Raw genomic sequence first — 21719 nt, forward strand, 5'->3', positions numbered from 1 at the left:
TGTTAAGAATTTCCTTTTATACTAAGGACAAGCAAGAGGAAGGAGCGATTTTTTTGATCTATATCAACAATTTGCACCATGCATTTGCCATCGGCAAAAAAGGGGAGGAACAGACTGTTCCGGTATTGAAAGGCGTGACATTGGAAGTGCGGCAAGGGGAGATTGCAGCGATTCTGGGGAAAAGCGGCTCGGGAAAATCGACACTGCTCAATATCCTGGCAGGCTTCATGGCGCCCGAATCCGGAACCGTCACGGTTAACAAACACGAAACGTCAGCTTTGAACGAATCGCAAATGGCCGCGTTCAGGTTGGAGAATTTCGGTTTCGTGTTCCAGAATTTCCAGCTCATGCCGGGGCTGACCGCTTTTGAAAACATTGAATTGCCGTTGAAAATCAAAGGGATTGAAAACGAGGAGCGAAAAGCGGCGGTCCGCGGGCTGATGGCGTCGGTGGGCCTCACGGAAGTGGCCGGCCACTACCCGAACGAACTTTCAGGCGGCCAGCAGCAGCGCGTCTCGATTGCCCGGGCGCTGATTACAAAGCCGCCGGTGATTTTGGCGGATGAACCGACGGGCAGCCTGGATTCAGAAACCGAACAGGAAATTCTGGAGCTCATCCGCTCCTTGAATCGGGATCTGGGGATTACCTTTGTCATCATCACCCATGACGATGAAGTGGCCGGCATCGCTCATCGGCAGTATCGCCTGCGAGACGGCGAATTGATGAAAGGGGAAAAGCGGCATGCAGTATAAGGACCAGATCGGCTTTATCAAACAACATATGCAGCGCAATAAACTCCGGGTGGCGACCACCATTCTGGCGGCGACGATGGGATGCGCTTTCCTTATCGTGCTGGCCTCAGTCGGTTTCGGGCTCCATAAGACGTTGACGGATGACGTGCTGGACAATAATATGGTGACGAAAATCGAAGTGGCAGGCAAGGAAGAGGAGGGTGCCGCAATTACGCCGGTAGACGTAGGAGCCATGCGGGAGATGGACCATGTCATAGCGGTGACCGAACGCAGCCGGCCACAAGCAGAAGCGTTGGTCCGCCTTGGAGAGCGAAGCGGTTTCGGGTCGCCGATATTTACGGGGCTTGAAAACGAGCAGAAAGCGGGGCTTGCGTTATCGGAAGGCAGAATGCCGGCGTCAGATGACGAAGTGATTGTAGGCTACCATTTCTCTGCAGGCTTGTTGACGGAAGAAGAAGCAAAGCAGGAAGGCGATGAGCCGAAAGGATTCCAAGGGACAGTGATCGGACAGACGTTTGAAATGGAACTCACTCCTTATGAAGGTGAAGGAGAACCGGCAACCTGGCGCTTTAAGGTCGCAGGCATTGCCGAAGAACCGGCAAAAGACTGGATGACGGATGGTTCCGTCTACATCGATGAAAGCTGGGCAGGGCCGATAAATGAAAAGCTGGGCCTTGAAAAATCGCCGAGTGAAATCGCGGTTTTTGCCGATGACCTCCAAAGTGTCGGGGGTATTACCGAAGCTTTGAAAAATGAAGGGTATTATGTTTATTCGGTCACGGAAGAACTCGGATCGATGAATATGTTCTTCACAGTGCTGAAAGCTGGCCTCATTTTTGTCGGGACGATTGCGGTATTGATTGCTTCCATCGGTATTTTCAATACAATGACCATGGCCGTAACCGAACGGACGCGCGAAATCGGCGTCATGAAAGCGATCGGTGCGCAGCCGAAGCTGATCCAGCGGCTGTTCTTGATGGAAAGCGCGGCAATCGGCGTAATCGGCACCGTGCTCGCCGTTGCGATTTCCTACGCCATCAGCATGCTGGCGAATTGGCTTGTGCCGCTTCTCGTCATGAGTTCGCTCGGCGAGGAAGGGGCCAATGAAGTGGATATCCTGATTTCGGTCATCCCGTGGCAGCTCGTTGTTATTTCAGCTGCCATCAGCATCGGCGTGGCCATGGTGTCCGGCTGGCGTCCCGCCAGAAAAGCGACGCGAATCGATGTCATCCAGGCGCTGCGCCAAGAGCTTTAGGGGCGGAAAGAGCTGTTTCCGCAAATAAACCAAGCGTTGTGAAAGTGAATACCGATTTGCCGCAATGCATACAGCAACAAATCACAAAACCCGCCCGGTTCCATTGGAACCGGGCGGGTTTTTCCTGTCACTCAACAACTTTGAAACGGATGGCGGCGTGGATGTCGTAATCGGTCTTGTCCGCCTCCGGATTTCCGGTATAGAAATTGGCGGAACCGTCCACTTCGTAGAAGCCTTCCGGAAAGCGCCCGTTCATCACACCTTGAACGAATTCCTGGTACGCTTCCGGATCTTCTTGTGCATAGCCTCCGCTGCCGCGGTACTGTTCACGCAGCGGTTCGCCTTTGATAAGCGTCGTCGTGATCAGCGGCTCGTTCATAGGATAGGGGACTTCGAAATCCCGGGTTTTTTCATGCAGGTGAAAATAGAACGGCGACGCGGCGTGATAGATATCGATGCTGTCACGCTCGCCGGTATATTCTAGTTCCGCATACATGGAGATCGGCCCGCCCGCTTTGAACGAATCGCTTTCCGCCGCCAGACGGTAAATAAAATCGCCCTCGTTCGTTTCAGCAAAAGGCTTCGCTTCCCAGTCATCTGGCGCTGCCCCTGGCTGCTCTGCTGTTCCGCAAGCCGCCAACAAACCTGTTATGGCCATCAATAAAAGAATCTCACGTTTCTTCATCCGCCATCGCCCCTTTACTGTATAAGACGAAGCAACGGCCTGGGCGTTACAGCGAAGCTAATCCATGACGTCTTCCGGGCGGTAGCCCTGCTGCAGTTCGGAGATCGACAAGCCGAACGACATCTGCAAATGCGGATAGTCTTTGAAGTGCCGCCAGTCGCCGCCCCACGTGAAGCCCAACTCCTTGGCGATTGCTGCGACTTCGAACCAGTCGCGCTTTCCATTACCGTTGCCGTCCCGTTCGGTATCCCAGACCACTTCGCCATTTTTCAGGCGAAGTGCGAAATCGATGGCCAACCCGTAATTGTGGTAGGATTCGCCGCCGCGCGCGTGGGTGACGATGCTGCCTTGGGAGCCCCTGCCTTGGGCATGGAGGCCGTTCTGTTCTTCAACTGAACGGAAGCCATCCGTAATCAGGATATTGATGCCCGCAGCTTCTGCTTGCCGCACCAGTTCATCGGTTTTTTCCTCGACGATGGGGTGCAGCCCGGATGGCAGCGGACGCTGTTCCAATTCTTCCCGGAATTCCATTTCCCGTTGGATCCATACAAATAAAAAACCGCCCAGCACTAACAGAAACAAGACGGAAAAAGCGGTTTTGGCGTGTTTCAATTCGTTCACCTCTGGATTTTATTGTACCAAAAATCGTTGCGGCAGTATCCTAAGAGAGTTTTTGATAGGATAGAAGAAACAACGGAAAGGGGTTAGGTGACATGGTTATCGAATTGATGAAATCCCACGCGTCTGTGCGTGATTACAAAGACAAGCAATTGACGCGAGAAGAGGTCAGCGAGCTGATCGAAGCGGCGCAGCACGCGGCCACTTCCCATTTTGTGCAGGCGTATTCAATCGTCTGGGTGAAAGATCCTGAAAAACGGAAGGCGCTCGGAGAGCTGTCGCGCAATCCGCAGCAGATGGAAGGCGCAGGTGCCGTATTCCTGATGTGCGCCGATTACAACCGGTTGAAGCATGCAGGCAAACTCCAAGGCGAATCGATCGTCTTCGACCAGGCGGAAAACCTGATTGTGGCGGTGACCGACGTCGGCTTGCTGGCGCAGAATCTGGCGCTCGCTGCAGAATCGAAAGGCTACGGCATCTGCTACATAGGCGGCGTGCGCAATAATATGGAAGCGGTCAGCGAATTGGTCGGGCTGCCGGACGGTGTATTTCCGGTATACGGGCTGACAGTCGGCGTGCCGAATGAAGCCAATGAAGTGAAGCCGCGGCTGCCGGTCGAAGCCATCCTCCACGAAAATCAATACGATGAAGCGAAATACGAAACCCTGCTGCCGGCTTACGACGAAACGATGGCGCGTTACTACGAAGCGCGCAGCACCAACCAGAAACAGGCTACCTGGAGCGAGCAGATGGCGCAGTTCCTGAGAAAGCCGCGCCGGCAAGACATCAAAGAAGTGCTGGCGAAAAAAGGCTACCACTTTAAATAAGGGAGGAAGACCATGAAAATCGCGATGTTTGGCGCCACCGGCCGTGTAGGCCAGCAATGGCTGAAGCGTGCACTTGCCGGGGGACATGAAGTGAAAGCATTAGTGCGGACGAAGAAACTGGAGCCGCTTCCCGGCATTGAAGTTCTCCTTGGCGATGTCCGCAATGCCGAAGACGTCGAGCGGACGATCGAAGGGGCGGAAGCGGTCTTTTGTGCCCTTGGCACGGACCGGACGACCACTTTGTCCCAAGCGATGCCGCTGATCATCAACGCGATGGAAAAGCGCGGCATCAGCCGGATCATCACCATCGGCACGGCCGGCATCCTCAACAGCCGCCTGACGCCAGGAGTGCTCCGCTACCAAGGCGGCGATTCCAACAGAAAGCTGACATTTTCAGCAGAAGAGCATGAAAAAGCGTTCCGCCTGCTCGAAAACAGCGGACTAGACTGGACAGTTGTGTGTCCAACCTATTTGCCGGACGGGGAAGCACGCGGCAATTACCGGACAGAGAAGGATTTCCTGCCGGAAGGCGGACGGGAAATCACAGTAGGGGATACCGCGGAATTTGCATACAGCGAGCTGGAACAAGCAGCGTTCCTGAAGTCCCGCGTTGGTTTAGCGTATTAAAAGAAGAGCGGGGAGCTGGGAAACATGAAGAAATGGAGCATCCGGCTGCTTTTGGCAGTCGCTGTTCTACTTTTGGCAGCCGCTGCCGGTTTTGTGGCTTACGCGCAATTCGATTACGGGCCGAGCAAAGAACTGCTGGCGCGGGTAGATCTGGCGGCAATTGAACGGGACGGCTCCGGACTTGTTTTCCATCCGGAAAATGCCAATGGCAAAGGCGTCATCTTGTACCAGGGAGCGAAAGTGGAGGCAGCGGCCTACGCCTATCTCGCTGAAAAGCTGCAAGCAGCTGGCTATACGGTGTCCATACCGGACATGCCGCTGAAATTTCCGATTTTGGCTGCGGATCGGGCAGATGAGGTGATTGCCGCTTATCCGGCAGTCGAAAAATGGTTTATCGGCGGCCATTCGCTCGGCGGTGTCGCTGCAGCCCAATACGCGGAAGAACACCAAGACGAGCTGGGCGGCCTTTATTTTCTGGCTGCTTATCCGTCAGGCGATTTTGCATTGAGCGATTTGCCGATGCTGTCGGTGTCAGCGGAGAACGACGGATTGACAACTGCTCAAGACATCGAGGGGCGGCGGATGCAGTTCTCGGCAAACAGCGAGTTCATTGAAATTGCTGGAGGCAACCACGCCCAATTTGGCGTGTACGGCGAGCAGAAAAACGATTTGCCGGCCGAAATCGGCCCGTTCGAGCAGCAGGACCAAACGGCCGAGGCGCTGATCAATTGGATGGCCAATAAATAAGCGCTGGCTGTCCTGCCTGAAGTCCGTGGCGGAGAGCAGGCGGTCTGCTCCTTTTTCGGCGGGATTTTCAATATCGCATCCTTCCCGATGCATAATGGCCATCGAAAAAGGGAATGAACCAGTAAACGATACTTACTGGAGGGGTTTCCATGAAAGAATTGCTGGATAAGGAACAGGTGTTGATGGCCTATTATGCACAGTATTACAAAGGTGCCACATTCGATGAGGTGAAAGCGCTTGACGGACGCCTTGCGGAAGGCATCGGCAAGGAACGCTATGAAAAAGCCATGAAAGAGCTGCAGGATGAAGGATTGGTTATCGGCATCGAAGAAGCGGAAAAACGCAATGGTGAAGGCGCGCCGGCGCCGATGGCGACCAATGAAGGGATGCTGTACATCAACGATACATTGAATCTTCAATCCGATGCCGTAGAAGAGCACCAGCTCGACTATCTCGAAAATAATTTGGAGACAAGCGGGCTGCAATTGACGCTCGAACCGGTGAAAAGCTACATCCATGAAGCGATCCAATCGGAAGCTGATGAAGAACCGAACGCCAACCGTCCGTGAACGGGGCGTGCAGAGTGAGCATCAATCGTTCGACCAAGGACAGCGGCCATTCCGCTTGTCCTTTTTTTTGTGAAGGCAACCTATGAGTATGGCCATTCGCCAGCTGTTTGGCCATAACCAAATGTTAAGAATCTGTGAAACTGGCACTTTTTTCTTCCCTTTTGCAGTGGTTCTCGTATAATGCTGTGTATTGGGAGGGAATGCAAAGGATGAATAAACTGGATTTGAAAGAGATCAAAGAACAGAACAGCAAATCTGCAAAAGCCATGGGGTTTTTATTCGCAGCAATCGTCGCAGCGCTGGCCTGGGGGTTCTATCAAGGGTCGCTTCCCGCGTTTCTTCTGGCAGGCGTATTTCTGGTGCTCGCAGCAGCTGAGTCCCGGGAGTACAGAAAAAATTATCAACTCGAAATCGATGCATCTAACGACAACCGGATTTCCTGAAAACAGCAAAAGACCGTCAGTCTTTGGAAGACTGACGGTCTTTTTTAGTATCATAAGCCAAGCGCGAAAAAGGCGATGAAAATAGCAGCGATGACGACGATATTGGTGATGTTTGCAGTGCGCTTGGCGACAGGCGCCTCGAGTGCCGGAAATCGGTCCACCACTTTCATCAAGCCGTAAATCAGGCCCGCCGTCAGAAGGAGCGTGACGATCAAGTTCATGTCGTAGATCCGCACATCGATAAAGCGGATGAAGATGACGGAAAATGCCAGAATGATGCCGTTGACCAGGTTTTTTCGTTTCATAGGAGCTCCTTTAATTCGTTTTCAAGAAACGGCTTCGCCGATAATAATCCGGTGAACGCCTGATAGCGTTCCAATTGTCCAGGTGCCGGTATTTTGCCGGTCTGGTAGGCCCGGATCAGGATGTTTTTCGGTGTATGCTCGATGTCGATGAATTCCATCAGCTGGGTTTCGTAGCCGACCAGCGACAGGAGCTCCGCACGGATAGAGTCTGTGGCAAGCGCACTGAACCGCTCCTTGATCAGACCATGCTGCAGCATGACGCCGAGCTCGGGCGCCTGGATCTGGCTGTTCAGTTCGTGCTGGCAGCAAGGGACGCTGAGGATGACTTTGGCATTCCATTTGACTGCCCGGGCCAGGGCCATATCAGTTGCCACGTCGCAGGCATGCAGCGTCACGACCATATCCACTGCGGATTCTTCGTTGTAATCATTGATGTCGCCAACAAGGAATTCGAGTTGGCTGTACTGCAGGTCTTCCGCAATGCGCTGGCATTCCTCGATGACTTCCGTTTTCAGATCGAGGCCAGTGACACGGAGGTCGAGCCCTTTTTCGATGCGCAGGTAATGGTAGAGCGCAAACGTCAGATAGGATTTGCCGGAACCGAAATCAAGGATTCGCACAGTCCGGTCTTTCGGCAGGTGGGCAAGCGCATCGTCGATAAATTCGATAAAGCGGTTGATCTGGCGGAATTTATCGTATTTCTGCTTTTTCACTTTGCCGTCAGGGGTTTGGACGCCGAGCCGTACGAGGAACGGATACGGAATCCCGTCCTGCAGCAAATACTGCTTTTGGCGGTTGTGGGCCAGTTCAGCGGTTTTGGCAGCGGTCTCTTCCGCTTTCCAGGAGACCTTGAACTTTTTGGACAGTTGAATCTGGATCCGTTCCGTGCTGAACTGGATGAGCCCTTGGCGGAACTCGCCGAACAGCTCCTCGAACTTGCCGGCTGCTTCTGCAAGTGGCAGGTTTTCGTGTTTCAGCACGTGCTCATGCTGATACTCGAATTGGACGAGGTACTGGCCTTTGATCTCCACGGGCTTCAGTTTCACGCGTTTAACGCCGTTCGACTTGGAACGGGGCTGACTGATGGTGCCGGAAACCAGTTCCTTGCGCTCCAGCCGCTCCGCCAATTGTTCGTTCATTGTTTGGAATTCCATTGCTCGTTCCTTTCATCATGCATAATGGTTTTATTTTATCACGGGGCAAGGGGAAAGAGCGACCCGCCTGTTTGGGCAATGGAAGCGGTTCACAAGGTTTGGAATTTTGTGATAATATAGGAGGGTGATGAGAGCGTTTACATAAGGGGGATTCAAATGGCGATTGTACAAAAAACAGTTGGGCAAGTGGTGCGGGAGGCAGCCTCCCAGCATCCGCAGACAGAAGCCTATGTCTATCCGGAGCATGGCATCCGCAAGACCTACCAAGAGTTCGACGAAGAAACGGACCGGCTCGCCAAAGCGTTCATGGGCATCGGCATCGAAAAGGGCGAACACATCGCCATCTGGTCGGACAATAAACGCCACTGGCTCTTGAGCCAATTCGCGACCGGCAAAATGGGCGGCGTCCTGGTGACGGTCAACACCAGCTACCAGGCGAGCGAATTGGAGTACTTGCTGCGGCAGTCCGATGCTACGACACTGATTCTAGGGGAAGAATTCAAAGGCTCGAATTACATCGATATCCTGAACACCGTCTGCCCGGAATTGCAGGATGCCCCAAAAGGGGACGTCAAAAGTGAAAAGCTGCCGCATTTCAAACGGGTGATCCTGATGGGGGAGAATAACTATCCGGGAATTTATACATGGAGTGAATTTGAAGCATTCGCGACGGGTGTCTCAGCTGCCGAATTGGAAGAGCGGTTTTCGTCCATGGACCCGGACGACGTCATCAACATCCAATACACATCCGGGACGACCGGTTTTCCGAAAGGGGTCATGCTGACGCATGCCAATGTCGTCAACAACGGCAAACTTGTCGGCGATACCATGAACCTGACGGAAAAGGACCGGCTGTGCATCCCGGTGCCGTTTTTCCATTGCTTCGGCTGTGTGCTGGGGACGATGGCAGCGGTCACCCATGCGTCGACGATGGTCATCGCCGAACAGTTTGAACCGAAAAAAGTCCTGCAAATGGTGCAGGATGAAAAGTGCACCGCGCTCCACGGTGTGCCGACGATGTTCATCGCGGAATTGAACCATCCGGACTTTGCCTCTTTCGACACATCGACGCTGCGCACCGGCATCATGGCAGGTTCGCCGTGCCCGATTGAAGTGATGAAAAAAGTCATCAGCGATATGGGAGCATCTGAAATTACGATTGCATACGGCCAGACGGAATCGTCGCCGGTCATCACTCAGACGCGTGCGGACGATGACGTCGAAAAACGCGTGTCAACCGTCGGCAAGCCCCATGCGGAAGTGGAAGTGAAGATTATCGATCCCGCGACGAATGAAAGGGTGCCGGCCGGCGTGCCGGGCGAGTTGTGCACACGCGGGTACCATATCATGAAGGGCTATTATAAAAATGAGGAAGCGACGCGGGGCGCCATCGATGCGGAAGGCTGGCTCCATACGGGCGACATCGCCGTTGAAGATGAAGATGGCTATATTGCGGTAACCGGCCGCATCAAGGACATGGTCATCCGGGGCGGAGAAAATATCTACCCGCGGGAAATCGAAGAGTTCCTCTATCAGCATCCATCGGTGCAGGATGTCCAGGTGGTCGGCGTTCCGGACCCGAAATACGGGGAAGAGCTGATGGCTTGGATCATTTTGAAAGAAGGCGAGAAATTGGACGCTGAAGGGCTGCGGACATACTGCAAAGGCAAAATCTCGCACCACAAAATTCCGCGCTATATCGAATTCACAAAGGAATACCCGATGACAGCTTCCGGGAAAATCCAGAAATTCAAGCTGCGGGAAATCGCGATCGAGCGCAGCAAAGAAGCGAATGTATGATACTGTTCTCCCGCAAATGCTATTGCGGGAGGTTTTTTGTTTATATATGCTGCTGTTCGATTGATAAAGGGATGGCATACAACGGCGCCATCCGGCATTTTAAAGATTTCGGACAATTCCCTGTTTAGGCTTCTGGTGGATAGGGGAAAGAATAGTGTATTGAAGTCTCGGATTCGGAATATTATTTCTCGATTTACAAGATACGATTGGAAATTCGAATCGAAAAGGAGAGAAAAAAATGGCAAATATCAAATTAGCAGTCATCTACTACAGTTCTACCGGCACGAATCATCAAATGGCAAAATGGGCTGAAGAAGCCGCCGCTGAAGCAGGCGCAGAAGTCAAACTGGCTAGAGTACAGGAAAACGCCCCACAAGCAGCGATTGAGTCTAATCCTGCTTGGAAAGCACATTTTGATGCCACCCAGGATATTCCTGTAGCAGAACCGGACTTGTTGGATTGGGCAGACGCCATCATATTTAGCGTCCCGACACGCTTTGGGCATGTAACATCCCAATTTCAGCAATTCTTGGATACAACGGGCGGCTTATGGGCACAGGGGAAACTTGCAAACAAAGTAGTAAGTGCGATGAGCTCTGCGCAAAATCCGCATGGCGGCCAGGAAGCGACGATTTTGGCGGTTTATACTTCAATGTTCCACTGGGGTGCAATTGTAGCGGCACCAGGCTATAACGACCCTGTCTTGTTTGCAGCTGGCGGAAACCCATACGGCACCAGCGTGACAGTCGACCAAGAGGGAAATATGGTTGAAGATGTCGAAGCGGCAGTGAAATTCCAGGCTAAACGGACAGTGGAAGTTGCAGGATGGGTGAAAAGCGGTCAAAGCCAATTGTGAAAATCACACAAAAGCAAGATTTAAAGCAGGCGGTGAATGTCCGCCTGTCTTATTTTTTTTGAAAGGGGCTGAAACGTTTGTTGTGGCTCAGTTTTGCACTGGTGATCGGATTGGTGCTCCTCCATGTCTTTTCAAAAAGAATGACGTTCCTGAAAACCGTTCCGCGGAGCCGGCTCCTTTCAGCCGCAGGCGGCATTTCGGTGGCCTATGTTTTCCTGCACCTGCTGCCCGAACTCGGCGTATTCCAGGAAAACCTGAGAGGGGAAATCGAAAATTCAGGATGGAGTTTTCTGGAAAGCCATATTTATGTGGTTGCGATGATCGGCCTCATTCTCTTCTATGGCTTGGAACAGATGGTCAAATCTTCGAAACGGCGGCATAAAGGACACCGGCCAGATGAACCGAGAGACGGCGTTTTCTGGGTCCATATCGGCTCGTTCACGCTCTACAATGCGCTGATCGGCTATTTGCTGGTGCGTGAAGAATACGAAAGCGAATGGGGCATGGTACTGTTCTTTATCGCGATGGGCGTCCACTTTATCACGAACGACAAAGGGCTGCGGGAAACCCATAAAGAAGATTACGATAAATACGGAAGATGGCTTTTGGCTGCTGCAATCCTGATCGGTTGGGGCATCGGCGTCATTGCCGAAGTCAGTGAACTGGCCATTTCCATCCTGACAGCGCTGTTGGCAGGCGGTGTCATCCTGAACGTTTTAAAGGAAGAACTGCCGGAAGAACGAGAAAGCAGTTTTGGTTCTTTTTGCATGGGTGTAGTTGGTTATTCCGTAATATTGCTATTAATATAAATAATTTTTTGCTTATTAGTGGAATATTACACGTTTTCTTGTTATGCTAGCAAAAATGTAGCGGCATAAAGACGGATTATGGAAATAAAATTTTTGGGGTGTAATTAGTGATCACAAAAGAAGAAAAAATGGTCTTCGAATATGAATTGAATAAGCTGAACCATGAGTATCGGACCTGTGCAAATGATTACGTGAAAACTCAAATCAAAGAGGACATCTCTTTTTTGTATACGGTTCTTAGCAGCTTGTCTGATCGGGAAACTGAAATGGAGATGTCTTGAGAAAAAGCCGGAGGGAAATCCTCCGGCTTTTTCTTTTGGGGAAAACTATTCGATTTGTGAACAACGCTGTAACAAACCCAGGATTTATGCCGCAAACCCGGGCGGCTGCAGCGGATTACAGTCTCAGATGAATTATAATGGAAACATGGAAAGTTAAAGGAGAGAATGGCATGGTGGAGTTGAAAAAGCTCGCATATCAACAGAAAAAGCTCATGGCATTCCTGGCGGTTGCTTCAGTCCTGAAAGGGCTGGCAATGGTCGGGCAGGCTTTGTTTTTTGTATGGGTCACCACTGACGTCTTCTTGGGAGGGGCTTCGTTTGGGGAGATTGTTCCGCTCTTATTCGGCTTGCTGGCGGCGATTTTGCTTCGGGTTGCCAGCGGATATGCCATCGGCCGGTCGGGCGTAGAACTGGCTTCAAAAGTAAAGCGGGAGCTGCGGCAGAAACTCATCGCTTCATTTGCAAGCGATCCGCTGTTGTCGTCATTCCAAGGGCAGTCCGGACAAAAAGTCAGCCTGCTTTTGGATGCCGTCGACGAAACGGATGGTTATTTCAATAAATACATTCCGCAGATGATCCAAACGTATACCATTCCGCTCATCTTGCTCGCCGTCATTTTCAGCCAGCACTGGGTCACCGGGCTGATTATCTTGATTACAGCCCCGTTTATTCCGGTCTTCATGGCACTGGTGGGCATTCGGACCAAGGAAAAAGCGGATGCCCAAATGGAGCAACTGGGCCGGTTTTCAGGCACATTCCTGGATGTCCTCCAAGGATTGCCGACGCTGAAGCTTCTTGGGCAGGCAGAGCGTCAAAAGGCAACGATTAAAAAAAGCAGCCTCGATTTCCGGGACGCCACGATGGATGTATTGAAATCCGCGTTCCTGTCATCGTTGGCGCTTGAATACATTTCCATGCTGAGCATGGGGATCATTGCGCTTGAGATCGGCCTTCGGTTGGTCGTCTTTGACAGCTTGACCTTTTTCACCGCCTTTTTCGTCATGATCCTGGTTCCCGATTTTTTCAATATGCTAAAAGACTTCGGGAGTGCATTCCACACAGGGCGCAGCAGTGCGGCAGCGGCAGGCAAGCTGTCTGAGGAACTGGCAAAAGAGCGCCGGAATGTCCAGTTCGGTTCTGCGGAGCTGCCGGAAGGGCCGGTTCATCTGACATTGGACAACCTGGAATTCCGGTACGGGGAAGGGTTCGGGTTAGGCCCGGTATCCGTGGATATCCCTTCTTTGAGCCAAATTGCCATCATCGGTAAAAGCGGTTCGGGAAAGTCCACGCTGCTCCATAGCATTGCGGGGCTTCTGCCGGTATCGCACGGGAGCATCCGGGTGAACGGGATGCCGCGCGAGGAAATTGCCGAACGCTCTTGGTTCGCCAAAATGAGTTATATTTCGCAGCACCCGTATTTGTTCGCGGGAAGCATCCGCGAAAACATCGCTATCGGAGCCGGCCGCACGGTGACGGATGAAGAAGTGGCCGCTGCGGCGGAACAGGCGGGCATCTCGGAATTGATCCGCTCGCTTGATAAAGGTTTTGACACGCCGATTGGCGAATCCGGAAGAGGGCTATCAGGCGGGGAAAAGCAGCGGATTGCATTGGCACGGGCATTTTTGAAGCAGCCGATCATTGTGCTGTTTGATGAACCGACAACAGGTCTTGATTTGAAGACAGAGCAGATTCTGCAGCGTTCGATCCAAGAGCTCGGCAAGCGGGCAACGATTTTGACGGTTGCCCACAGGCTGCATACCGTCAAACAGGCGGACCGGATTTTGGTGCTTGAAGACGGAAAAGTGGCAGCGTCCGGAACCCGCGAAGAACTCGCAGACGCCGGGCAGCCGTATAACGGCCTGTTCGCTATGCAGACAGGAGGGGTGGCACAGTGAGGCAATTGAAGCACGTATTATGGTTGACGCTCCGTGAAAAAAGAGATGTTTCGCTTGCTGTCTTCTTCGGCTTTATTGCCGGGCTTGCGGGTGTCGCGCTGTTGGCATCAAGCGGCTATTTGATATCAAAAGCCGCCTTGACGTCACAGATCACCGTGTTGATCGTTCTGGGAGCAGGGTTGAAATTGTTCGGCTTGGCCTCGGCGCTCAGCCGCTATGCGGAACGCCTATTCTCGCACCGGGCCACATTTACCATGCTCAGCGATTTACGCTCCTCGTTTTTTGAAAAGCTTGCGCCCCTCGCACCGGGCATCTTTGTCCGCTTCCGGAGCGGCGACTTGCTGGCGCGCATCGTCGGGGACGTGGAAAGCCTGCAGAACTTTCTGCTCCGGGTCCTGTATCCGCCGATTGTCCTCGGGCTTGTGTTCTTGAGCACCATCTTTTTCAGCATGTACTTCTCGGTTTGGATTGCGCTCGCGATTGCAGCTGGGATGCTGCTGACGATTTTTGCAGTGCCGGCCATTTTCGCCTGGCGGCAGCGCAAGATCGGTTCGCAAAAGCGGAAAATCCGGGCCGCGCTCTCGACCGAAGCGACCGAATTCATCTACGGCTTCCGTGATCTGAAGATCCATCAGGAACTGGAGGCCAAAGAGCGGGAACTGAAGGCGTTTGCTGAAGCATACGAAGAGCAGCAGCGGAAAGAAGGGCTGGAAGAGAATTTGAGCCAGTCTGCCAATGCGCTTGTTGCGCTTTTGGCTTCCCTTGCCGTGCTTGGCATCGGGGCTTATTTCACAGCGGCAGGCGAATTGGACGGCTTGTATTTGGCCATGTTGGTGATGATCTCGATCGGGGCATTTGAGAACGTCGCTCCAATGGCGGTTTTCCCGGCCCATTTTGAAGAAAACCGGAAAGCGGCCATGCGCCTGGATGAAGTTGTGGAAGAAGGGCGGCCGGAAACCGGCAGTCTGGAATTGCCGCCGGGTGGAATCGGAATCGAAGTGGACGGGGCAACGTTCACCTACCCCGGCGAAGAGCGTGCAGCGCTCAAGGATCTACGGCTGGCAATAAAATCCGGCACAAAAAATGCAGTTGTCGGGCCGAGCGGTTCCGGAAAATCTACGCTCCTGCAGCTTTTGCTGAACGTGCTTCCGGCTGATGGAGGAACGGTCCGTTTCAATGGGCATGCGCTTGGGGAACTGGATCCGGAAAACCTGTGGGGACGGATGAATGTGGTGCTGCAGGAAAACCATTTCTTCTTTGGCACCGTCAAAAGCAATCTGCAGATCGCAAATGAAGCAGCAAGCGACAGGGAGCTCAAAGAAGCGCTGGACCGCGTCATGCTGGACGGATTGGCTCTCGAACAAGTGGTTCAGGAAAAAGGGCAGAACTTGTCCGGCGGCCAAAAGCAGCGGCTTGCGATTGCGCGGGCGCTCTTGAAAGGGCAGTCGCTATGGCTGATGGACGAACCGCTGTCATCGGTGGACGGCGCCACTGCCAAAACGATTTACGCGGCTCTTTTTGAAGCGCATAAAACCGATACATTCGTCGTGATCAGCCATGACTTGTCAGGTCTTGAAGAGATGGACCAGATCATTGTCATGGAAGCTGGCAGAATCGTGGAGAGCGGCACATACACGGAATTGATGGACCGAAAAGGCTACTTCTATGAAATGAAAGAAATTGAAAAAAGCGTTTTCGCATGAAAGAGACTGTCCTAAAAGGGCTGATGTCCATTGCGGCGGACGCTTTCCGCGGGCTCGCGCCGAACTAACTCGGACTAGCGTCCGAGTGGATTTCGTCACTTCGCTGTCCCGCTGGAGTCGCCGCCTCCATTCCCATCAGCCGTTATAGAGTAAGGAAAAGACCAAAGGAGAAAAAGCATTGCTTTTTCTCCTTTGGTCTTCAATTATGGCTTTTTAAGATAGCTTTTTTTCATTTCGTTAGGAGACTCTGGCGTTCTTTGGCATCATTCAATCGCATCTGCTCCAGCTCGACCCGCATCTTCTGTGTTTCGATGATGTAATTTTCATGCTTGAGTTTCTCGAGCTCCACTTGCGACTCGATCAGTCTCTGTTTAGCGGCAGTCTGTTTGCGCAAATGGGTAGTGATGATAGCTGTTAAAGGAATCGAGAAAATCATGACAATGGCAATTATTCCTTCCACTCCGTCCACACCTTTCTGATTTTTCTGATTACTAAAAGTATAACGCGGCAAAGGGTTTTAAGAAAGCGGAAATTCTTAGAAAGATATGACAAGTGTCATGTCTAAACCAAACGTTTATGTCTTTTTTGCAGGGGCCGGATTCTTTATGATAAGGATAATAAGTTATCCGGGACGATGAGCCCGTATAAGGAGGAAGAACATGACTAGAGAGAAAACAGCCCAATTGCGGAAATTCGTAGCACCTTTTGAAAAGGCCGATGTGAAAGCAAGCGTGCAGCAGTTATTGAACACGATTCCACCATTCATCCTTTTTTGGTTCCTGGCTTACCAAGCACTTGATGTATCCATCTGGTTGACCATCGCTTTATCAGCGGTAGCAGGAGGGTTTGTCATCCGTACGTTCATCATTTTCCATGATTGCACACACGGATCGTTCTTCAAAAACAAAAAAGCGAATGCTATTGTCGGAACCATTACCGGCATCATGACGTTGTTCGCTTATGAAAAGTGGAAACGCGAGCATTCGATCCACCATGCTTCAAGCGGCAACTTGGACAAGCGCGGAGTTGGCGACATCTGGGTTATGACGATCGAAGAGTACGTGGAAGCTTCAAAATGGGAACGCTTCAAGTACCGCATGTACCGCAACCCGCTGGTCATGTTCGGTTTCGGGCCGTTATTCTTAGTTCTGATCTCTAGCCGTTTCAACCGCAAAGACGCACGCAAAAAAGAACGCAACAACACGTATTTGATCAACATTTCTCTAGTAGTCATCTATTCATTGCTGATCTGGGCAATTGGCTGGCAGGCATTCTTGATCGTTCAGGGTTCAACAATGTTTATCGCAGGAGCTCTTGGCATCTGGTTGTTCTATGTACAGCATACATTCGAAGATTCGTATTTTGAAGACGAAAGCGAATGGGATTATGTGAAAGCGGCTGTGGAAGGAAGTTCATATTACAAACTTCCAAAAGTCCTGCAGTGGGTTACCGGAAACATCGGTTTCCACCATGTGCATCACTTGAGCCCGCGTGTGCCAAACTACAATTTGGAAAAAGCGCATGAATCGACTCCGCCGCTTCAGCAAGCGACGACAATCACGCTTAAATCAAGCTTGAAATCACTGCGCTACAAATTATATGATGCAAAAAACAAAACCTTCGTCACATTCGGGGACATCAAGCATTTGATGAACCAGGATAAAGACAAGTTGGCTGCATAAGCGTTGCCAGAAGAGAAAACCATTCGGCTGAATGGTTTTCTCTTTTTGCCGTTTGTTTGTTAAAATGAACCTTAATAGTGAATCGAGGAGCGAAATTATGCAAAGCTGGTACCAAATCTTCCCCAAAAACCCATGGCTCAGTTTATATGCGTGGGTCATTTTCTGTATTTTGCCGTTCTTTTTCATTTTCCGGTCTTCGTCATTGCTGGAAATCGGGGCCGGCATCTTGTTGCTGCTCCTGTTTTTCCTGGCTTACCGGCTGTCATTCAATTCGAAAACAGGCTTTATGTATGTCTGGATCGGCATTGAAATCGCCATTAACATCGGCATGATTTTCATGTTCGGCTATGTTTACCTGGCCATTTTCCTGGCGTTCTTTATCGGCAATATCCGCAACAAAGTCGGATTCTTCATCATTTACGGAATCCATATCGGCACAACCCTCCTGGCGCTGGGGTTCGGAATGGTGCTGCACCAATCGCTGTATACTTCGCAACTGCCATTTATCGTCCTGAGTGTATTGGGCATCATTCTGCTTCCGTTCAATACGTATAACCGGCACAAGCGGGAAAAGCTGGAAGGGCAGCTGGAAGATGCGAACAAGCGGATTTCCCAGCTCATCGTCATCGAGGAACGCGAGCGCATTGCACGCGATCTCCATGATACGCTCGGCCAAAAATTATCGCTGATCGGCCTTAAAAGCGATCTGGCCGGCAAATTGCTGCGCCGGGACGCTGAAGCGGCCATGAATGAAATCAACGATATCCGGCAGACGGCGCGCACCGCGCTGAAGGAAGTGAGGGAACTGGTTTCTGACATGCGCGGCACGAAATTGGAGGATGAGCTTCTGCGCATCCAGCAGATTCTGCGGGCCGCGGACATCGATTTTGTGCTGTACGGCAACGCCAAGCTGACCAATACACCGCTCTTGGTCGAAAACGTATTGAGCATGTGTTTGAAAGAAGCGGTCACCAATGTGGTGAAGCACAGCCAAGCGACCCGGTGCAGCGTCCTCATCAAACAAAAGCCCGAAGAAGTGCTCGTGCAGGTGCAGGATGACGGCATCGGTCTGGAAGGCGGCCATTGGAACCAAGGAAACGGCTTGGCCGGCATGCGGGAGCGGCTGGAATTCGTCAACGGCAGCGTCGACATCCAGACGATGGACGGCGTGACGCTGAATATTCGCGTACCGAATGTCATCCTTTATCAAAACAAGGAGGAGGAATCGATATGATACGGATCGTATTGGCAGAAGACCAGCGCATGATGCTCGGAGCCCTGGGTTCGCTGCTGGATTTCGAAGAGGACATGGAAGTGGTCGGAAAAGCCGGGAATGGCGAGGAGGCCATTGCATTAGTGGAAGAGATGAATCCGGATATTGTCATCATGGATATTGAAATGCCGCTAAAAAGCGGGCTGGATGCTGCTGAACTCCTGAAAGACCATCCGTGCAAAATCATTATCCTGACAACCTTCGCCCGGTCCGGTTATTTTGAACGCGCCCGTAAAGCGGGTGTCAGCGGCTATTTGCTGAAAGACAGCCCAAGCGAAGATCTGGCGGCTTCCATCCGCTCTATCATGGAAGGCAGGCGGATCTATGCACCCGAACTGGTGGATCTCGCCTATGCGGATGCCAATCCGTTGACGGAAAGGGAGTCCCAGGTCATGGAACTGATCGCCGAAGGCAAGAGCACGAAAGAAATTGCCAAGGAATTGTTTATCACGACCGGCACTGTCCGCAATTACATCTCGACCATCTTCGATAAACTCGAAGTCGGAAACCGCATCGAAGCCATTTCGCGTTTCAAAGAAAAAGGCTGGTTCAAATAAAGATCCGCTGCATGAGAGCAGCGGCTCTTTTCGGGCTGCCGGGGAAACCCGGCGGCTTTTTTCGTTGTTCCTCCGGATGCACCGGTGGTCGCGTACAGAAAGGATGGTGTACCGGGTTTAACTTCCACGGATTTCTTCCGCCGCTTCCGGAAGCCCGTCCTGGAAAGCATGGTCGTTTCCGGGCAACTGCCGAACAGTAGCACCCGGCAAATTTTCCATGTATTTCTCCAAATGTTTGAACGGCACGATTTCGTCGCCGATGCTGTGGAAAAGAACGGCATCGGGCAACAGGGAAGCCCGGGACACAAAATCTTCCGGCAACGTAAAGCTTTCCAATTCCCATTCCGCGTCAATTCCCCAAAAAGGAGCGGCAATCGTAATAACCTTCTCAAACGACTTTCCAAGCTCTTCTTCTGACAGGAATTTCAGCAAAGCCGACCCGCCGATTGAATGCCCCACCAATACGGCCCCGTCTTCCAGGTGCACAAGTTCTTCCGTCAGCTTTTCTTTCCATGCCGAATATTGTGGGTCTTCGGGATCAGGCATGTTCGGGGCAATCACCTGAAAAGCGGAGCCCAGTTCACGCTCCAGATACTGCAGCAGCCCCGTGCTCCCTTGCCCTTCGCCTTGCGGACCGGCACTATGGATGAATAAAACCTGCTTCATTGCATCCGCCTCCTAATGATTTGTCCGAAATCCATCTTCTGAAAGCCACAATACTGTCTGCCGTTTCATCATTGTCAATTTATGTTTCTCCGTTATCCCGTGATTCAAACATCCCTTTTTTATCCTGTCATTGTTTCACCTCGAAAGAAGCCGGCGGAGGCGGAATCGGTTCCCGGCCAATGTGAAAATCCGCTGCAGGGGAGCAGCGGATTTAGGCGTTCAGTCATTTTCATAAAGCTTTTCTTCTAATGAGCCGTCTTTCGTATAGATGTGAAGTTCTCCGTTGTGTTTGTTGGCGTAGCGTTTGGCTTCGCCCATCAAATCGTCTTTGGTTTCTTCGATGAGAATCGCTTTTTTGCTGTCCTTTTTCTTGAGCTGCCAGCCTTCGTCGTGTGCCCTGATTTCAAAAATCACTTTTTCCTCTTCGCCTTCCACGCTTTTCCTTGCCCGGTCCAGCGCGATCGGAATGGCCCGTCCTTCTTCGTACCCATCCCGCAGCAAGGCGTTTGCGATTTCAATCGCTTTGTTCCGGACGTCCGTATTCAAGTTTTTGAATGAATCGGGGTAATCATTTTTGCTCCATGGCACGGCAATCGCCTCCTTGTCTTCTCTTTTCCCCCTAAAATTCAACGGCAAAACAAAATTTTTCTGGTAAAAAGACGGCAAGATGATAAACTTATATCGGAAAGGGGAGATAGAAATGACAGATACAACTTATCAGATTATTGCTTTGGTCATTTACATGGCTGCCATGCTGTTCATCGGCTGGTATGCATACAAAAAGACAGTCAACCTGACAGACTATATGTTAGGCGGCCGTGGCCTCGGCGCTGCAGTCGGCGCATTAAGCGCAGGAGCTGCGGACATGTCCGGATGGCTCTTGATGGGATTGCCAGGGGCAATTTACGTCAGCGGGCTTGTGGAGGTTTGGATTGCCATCGGTTTAACAATCGGTGCATATTTGAACTGGTTCTTCGTGGCGCCGCGCCTGCGGGTTTATTCATTCGTTACGAGTGATTCCATTACGATTCCGAGTTTTTTGGAGAATCGCCTGAAAGACAAATCGCGCCTGCTGCGCATTGTTTCAGGGATTATTATCTTAATTTTCTTCACCTTCTATGTTTCTTCAGGCATGGTAGCGGGAGGCGTATTCTTTGAAAGCTCATTCGGGTTGGATTATCAGCTCGGCTTGGTGATCGTTTCCGCGGTCGTAGTCGCCTATACCTTATTCGGCGGCTTCCTAGCGGTTAGCTACACGGACTTTGTCCAGGGGCTGATGATGTTCCTGGCGCTGATTGCTGTTCCAATCATCGGGGTTTTCGTGACCGGCGGATTCGGACAGACAGCTGAAAGCATCCGTTCAGTGGATCCGACGTTCTTGTCCCTGACGGCAGGCGCTTCGTTCATCGGCGTCATTTCGGCAGTCGCGTGGGGCCTTGGCTACTTCGGCCAGCCGCACATCATCGTCCGTTTTATGGCCATCAGCACGCTGAAAGAAGTTCGCCAGGCACGCCGCATCGGCATTGGCTGGATGATTTTGAGCCTTCTTGGGGCAACTGCAACTGCTTTGGTGGGGATTGCGTACTTCCAGCAAAACCCGGACATGACGCTTGGCGACCCTGAAGGGGTATTCATCGTCCTTGGCCAGATTTTCTTCCATCCATTGATTGCAGGATTCATGTTGGCTGCTGTATTGGCGGCAATCATGAGCACGATTTCGTCCCAGCTGATCGTTACTTCTTCAGCATTGATCGAAGATCTTTACAAAATCGCCTTCAAAAAGGCGTCTACCGACAAGCAATACGTCACATTGGGACGCCTTGCGGTATTGGTCATTGCCCTTATCGCCGGATTCCTGGCATGGGAGCGCAACGACACGATTTTGGACTTGGTCGCTTATGCATGGGCAGGGTTCGGAGCCGCTTTCGGCCCGATCATCCTCTTGTCCTTGTTCTGGCGCAAATTGACGACGTGGGGAGCGCTTGCTGGAATGGTTGTCGGCGCAGCTACGGTCATCATTTGGGATAGCCTCGATTGGGAATTTGCTGTCAACCTTTATGAAATCGTTCCAGGATTCTTGCTATGTTTGATTGCAGCGGTTGTTGTAAGTTTGGCAACGTTCAAACCGAATGCACAAATCGAAGAAGAGTTCAGCGAAACAGAACGCTTGATCAGAGAAAAACCGGCAAAACTATAATCGAACAAAAAGCTTCAG

23 protein-coding genes are annotated in these 21719 nt (G+C 51.7%); 16 read left to right on the forward strand and 7 right to left on the reverse strand.

What is annotated here, in order from left to right:
* The first annotated feature begins 53 nt into the window (after nucleotides 1-53).
* Both ACFSDB_RS18285 and ACFSDB_RS18290 read left to right on the forward strand, forming a co-directional pair.
* Nucleotides 54-752, forward strand: coding sequence for an ABC transporter ATP-binding protein (locus ACFSDB_RS18285; protein WP_204893323.1), 699 nt, complete (start codon nucleotides 54-56; stop codon nucleotides 750-752).
* Nucleotides 742-2007, forward strand: coding sequence for an ABC transporter permease (locus ACFSDB_RS18290; RefSeq protein WP_204893322.1), 1266 nt, complete (start codon nucleotides 742-744; stop codon nucleotides 2005-2007). The genes ACFSDB_RS18285 and ACFSDB_RS18290 overlap by 11 nt, the downstream gene beginning before the upstream one ends.
* A gap of 127 nt (nucleotides 2008-2134) precedes the next feature.
* Here ACFSDB_RS18290 and ACFSDB_RS18295 read toward each other — a convergent pair whose 3' ends face one another.
* Complete coding sequence (locus ACFSDB_RS18295; RefSeq protein WP_204893321.1) at nucleotides 2135-2692, reverse strand: hypothetical protein; 558 nt, start codon at nucleotides 2690-2692, stop codon at nucleotides 2135-2137.
* 57 nt (nucleotides 2693-2749) lie between these two features.
* Entirely contained in the window at nucleotides 2750-3304 is a 555-nt protein-coding gene (locus ACFSDB_RS18300) for a M15 family metallopeptidase (protein WP_377340892.1), read from the reverse strand.
* Nucleotides 3305-3405: 101 nt separating this feature from the next.
* Here ACFSDB_RS18300 and nfsA point away from each other — a divergent pair, with 101 nt between their 5' ends.
* The 5 genes from nfsA to ACFSDB_RS18325 all read left to right on the forward strand — a co-directional run bounded on the left by nfsA (nucleotide 3406) and on the right by ACFSDB_RS18325 (nucleotide 6523).
* Entirely contained in the window at nucleotides 3406-4137 is a 732-nt protein-coding gene (gene nfsA, locus ACFSDB_RS18305; protein ID WP_204893320.1) for an oxygen-insensitive NADPH nitroreductase, read from the forward strand.
* Between the two features lie 12 nt (nucleotides 4138-4149).
* Nucleotides 4150-4764, forward strand: a complete 615-nt coding sequence (locus ACFSDB_RS18310; RefSeq protein WP_204893319.1) for an NAD(P)-dependent oxidoreductase — start codon at nucleotides 4150-4152, stop codon at nucleotides 4762-4764.
* 24 nt (nucleotides 4765-4788) lie between these two features.
* Nucleotides 4789-5511: an alpha/beta hydrolase gene (locus tag ACFSDB_RS18315; RefSeq protein WP_204893318.1), complete on the forward strand. Its 723-nt coding sequence runs from the start codon at nucleotides 4789-4791 to the stop codon at nucleotides 5509-5511.
* 149 nt (nucleotides 5512-5660) lie between these two features.
* Nucleotides 5661-6080 (forward strand): hypothetical protein, encoded by a 420-nt coding sequence (locus ACFSDB_RS18320; protein WP_204893317.1) that lies wholly within the window; start codon nucleotides 5661-5663, stop codon nucleotides 6078-6080.
* Nucleotides 6081-6289: 209 nt separating this feature from the next.
* Nucleotides 6290-6523: a hypothetical protein gene (locus ACFSDB_RS18325; RefSeq protein WP_204893316.1), complete on the forward strand. Its 234-nt coding sequence runs from the start codon at nucleotides 6290-6292 to the stop codon at nucleotides 6521-6523.
* A gap of 50 nt (nucleotides 6524-6573) precedes the next feature.
* On the opposite strand, the gene ACFSDB_RS18330 is transcribed toward ACFSDB_RS18325, so the two are convergent.
* Entirely contained in the window at nucleotides 6574-6828 is a 255-nt protein-coding gene (locus ACFSDB_RS18330; RefSeq protein ID WP_204893315.1) for a hypothetical protein, read from the reverse strand.
* Complete coding sequence (locus ACFSDB_RS18335; RefSeq protein WP_204893314.1) at nucleotides 6825-7982, reverse strand: class I SAM-dependent methyltransferase; 1158 nt, start codon at nucleotides 7980-7982, stop codon at nucleotides 6825-6827. The genes ACFSDB_RS18330 and ACFSDB_RS18335 overlap by 4 nt, the downstream gene beginning before the upstream one ends.
* Nucleotides 7983-8138: 156 nt before the next feature.
* On the opposite strand from ACFSDB_RS18335, the gene ACFSDB_RS18340 reads away from it, so the two are divergent.
* The 5 genes from ACFSDB_RS18340 to cydC all read left to right on the forward strand — a co-directional run bounded on the left by ACFSDB_RS18340 (nucleotide 8139) and on the right by cydC (nucleotide 15326).
* Nucleotides 8139-9782, forward strand: a complete 1644-nt coding sequence (locus ACFSDB_RS18340; protein WP_204893313.1) for an AMP-binding protein — start codon at nucleotides 8139-8141, stop codon at nucleotides 9780-9782.
* Between the two features lie 238 nt (nucleotides 9783-10020).
* Nucleotides 10021-10638, forward strand: a complete 618-nt coding sequence (gene wrbA, locus ACFSDB_RS18345) for an NAD(P)H:quinone oxidoreductase (RefSeq protein WP_204893312.1) — start codon at nucleotides 10021-10023, stop codon at nucleotides 10636-10638.
* 77 nt (nucleotides 10639-10715) lie between these two features.
* Nucleotides 10716-11447: a ZIP family transporter gene (locus ACFSDB_RS18350; RefSeq protein ID WP_204893311.1), complete on the forward strand. Its 732-nt coding sequence runs from the start codon at nucleotides 10716-10718 to the stop codon at nucleotides 11445-11447.
* Between the two features lie 451 nt (nucleotides 11448-11898).
* Entirely contained in the window at nucleotides 11899-13623 is a 1725-nt protein-coding gene (gene cydD / locus ACFSDB_RS18355; protein WP_204893310.1) for a thiol reductant ABC exporter subunit CydD, read from the forward strand.
* Complete coding sequence (cydC, locus tag ACFSDB_RS18360; protein WP_204893309.1) at nucleotides 13620-15326, forward strand: thiol reductant ABC exporter subunit CydC; 1707 nt, start codon at nucleotides 13620-13622, stop codon at nucleotides 15324-15326. Before cydD ends, cydC begins: the two co-directional genes overlap by 4 nt.
* 229 nt (nucleotides 15327-15555) lie before the next feature.
* Here the strand turns inward: cydC and ACFSDB_RS18365 are convergent, their stop codons facing one another.
* Nucleotides 15556-15786 (reverse strand): hypothetical protein, encoded by a 231-nt coding sequence (locus tag ACFSDB_RS18365; RefSeq protein ID WP_204893308.1) that lies wholly within the window; start codon nucleotides 15784-15786, stop codon nucleotides 15556-15558.
* A 199-nt stretch (nucleotides 15787-15985) separates the two neighbouring features.
* Between ACFSDB_RS18365 and desA the strand changes: the two genes are divergently transcribed.
* The 3 genes from desA (at nucleotide 15986) to ACFSDB_RS18380 (ending at nucleotide 18838) form a co-directional block, all read left to right on the forward strand.
* Entirely contained in the window at nucleotides 15986-17008 is a 1023-nt protein-coding gene (gene desA, locus ACFSDB_RS18370; RefSeq protein WP_204893307.1) for a Delta(5) desaturase DesA, read from the forward strand.
* A gap of 97 nt (nucleotides 17009-17105) precedes the next feature.
* Entirely contained in the window at nucleotides 17106-18242 is a 1137-nt protein-coding gene (locus ACFSDB_RS18375; RefSeq protein WP_204893306.1) for a sensor histidine kinase, read from the forward strand.
* On the forward strand, nucleotides 18239-18838 hold the full coding sequence (locus ACFSDB_RS18380; RefSeq protein ID WP_204893305.1) for a response regulator: 600 nt from the start codon (nucleotides 18239-18241) through the stop codon (nucleotides 18836-18838). The genes ACFSDB_RS18375 and ACFSDB_RS18380 overlap by 4 nt, the downstream gene beginning before the upstream one ends.
* Nucleotides 18839-18955: 117 nt before the next feature.
* Here ACFSDB_RS18380 and ACFSDB_RS18385 read toward each other — a convergent pair whose 3' ends face one another.
* The gene (locus tag ACFSDB_RS18385; protein ID WP_204893304.1) at nucleotides 18956-19504 is read right to left on the reverse strand and encodes an alpha/beta hydrolase; all 549 of its coding nucleotides are present in this window, start codon (nucleotides 19502-19504) and stop codon (nucleotides 18956-18958) included.
* Nucleotides 19505-19723: 219 nt separating this feature from the next.
* Nucleotides 19724-20092 carry a DUF2188 domain-containing protein gene (locus tag ACFSDB_RS18390; RefSeq protein WP_204893303.1) on the reverse strand — a complete coding sequence of 123 codons (369 nt, stop codon included), beginning with the start codon at nucleotides 20090-20092 and terminating at the stop codon, nucleotides 19724-19726.
* 112 nt (nucleotides 20093-20204) lie between these two features.
* On the opposite strand from ACFSDB_RS18390, the gene putP reads away from it, so the two are divergent.
* A complete protein-coding gene (gene putP / locus ACFSDB_RS18395) occupies nucleotides 20205-21701 on the forward strand; it encodes a sodium/proline symporter PutP (RefSeq protein WP_204893302.1) in 1497 nt (498 codons plus the stop codon).
* Nucleotides 21702-21719: the final 18 nt, after the last annotated feature.

The sequence above is a fragment of the Planococcus chinensis genome, from assembly GCF_042681545.1.
Lineage (GTDB): Bacteria > Bacillota > Bacilli > Bacillales_A > Planococcaceae > Planococcus > Planococcus chinensis.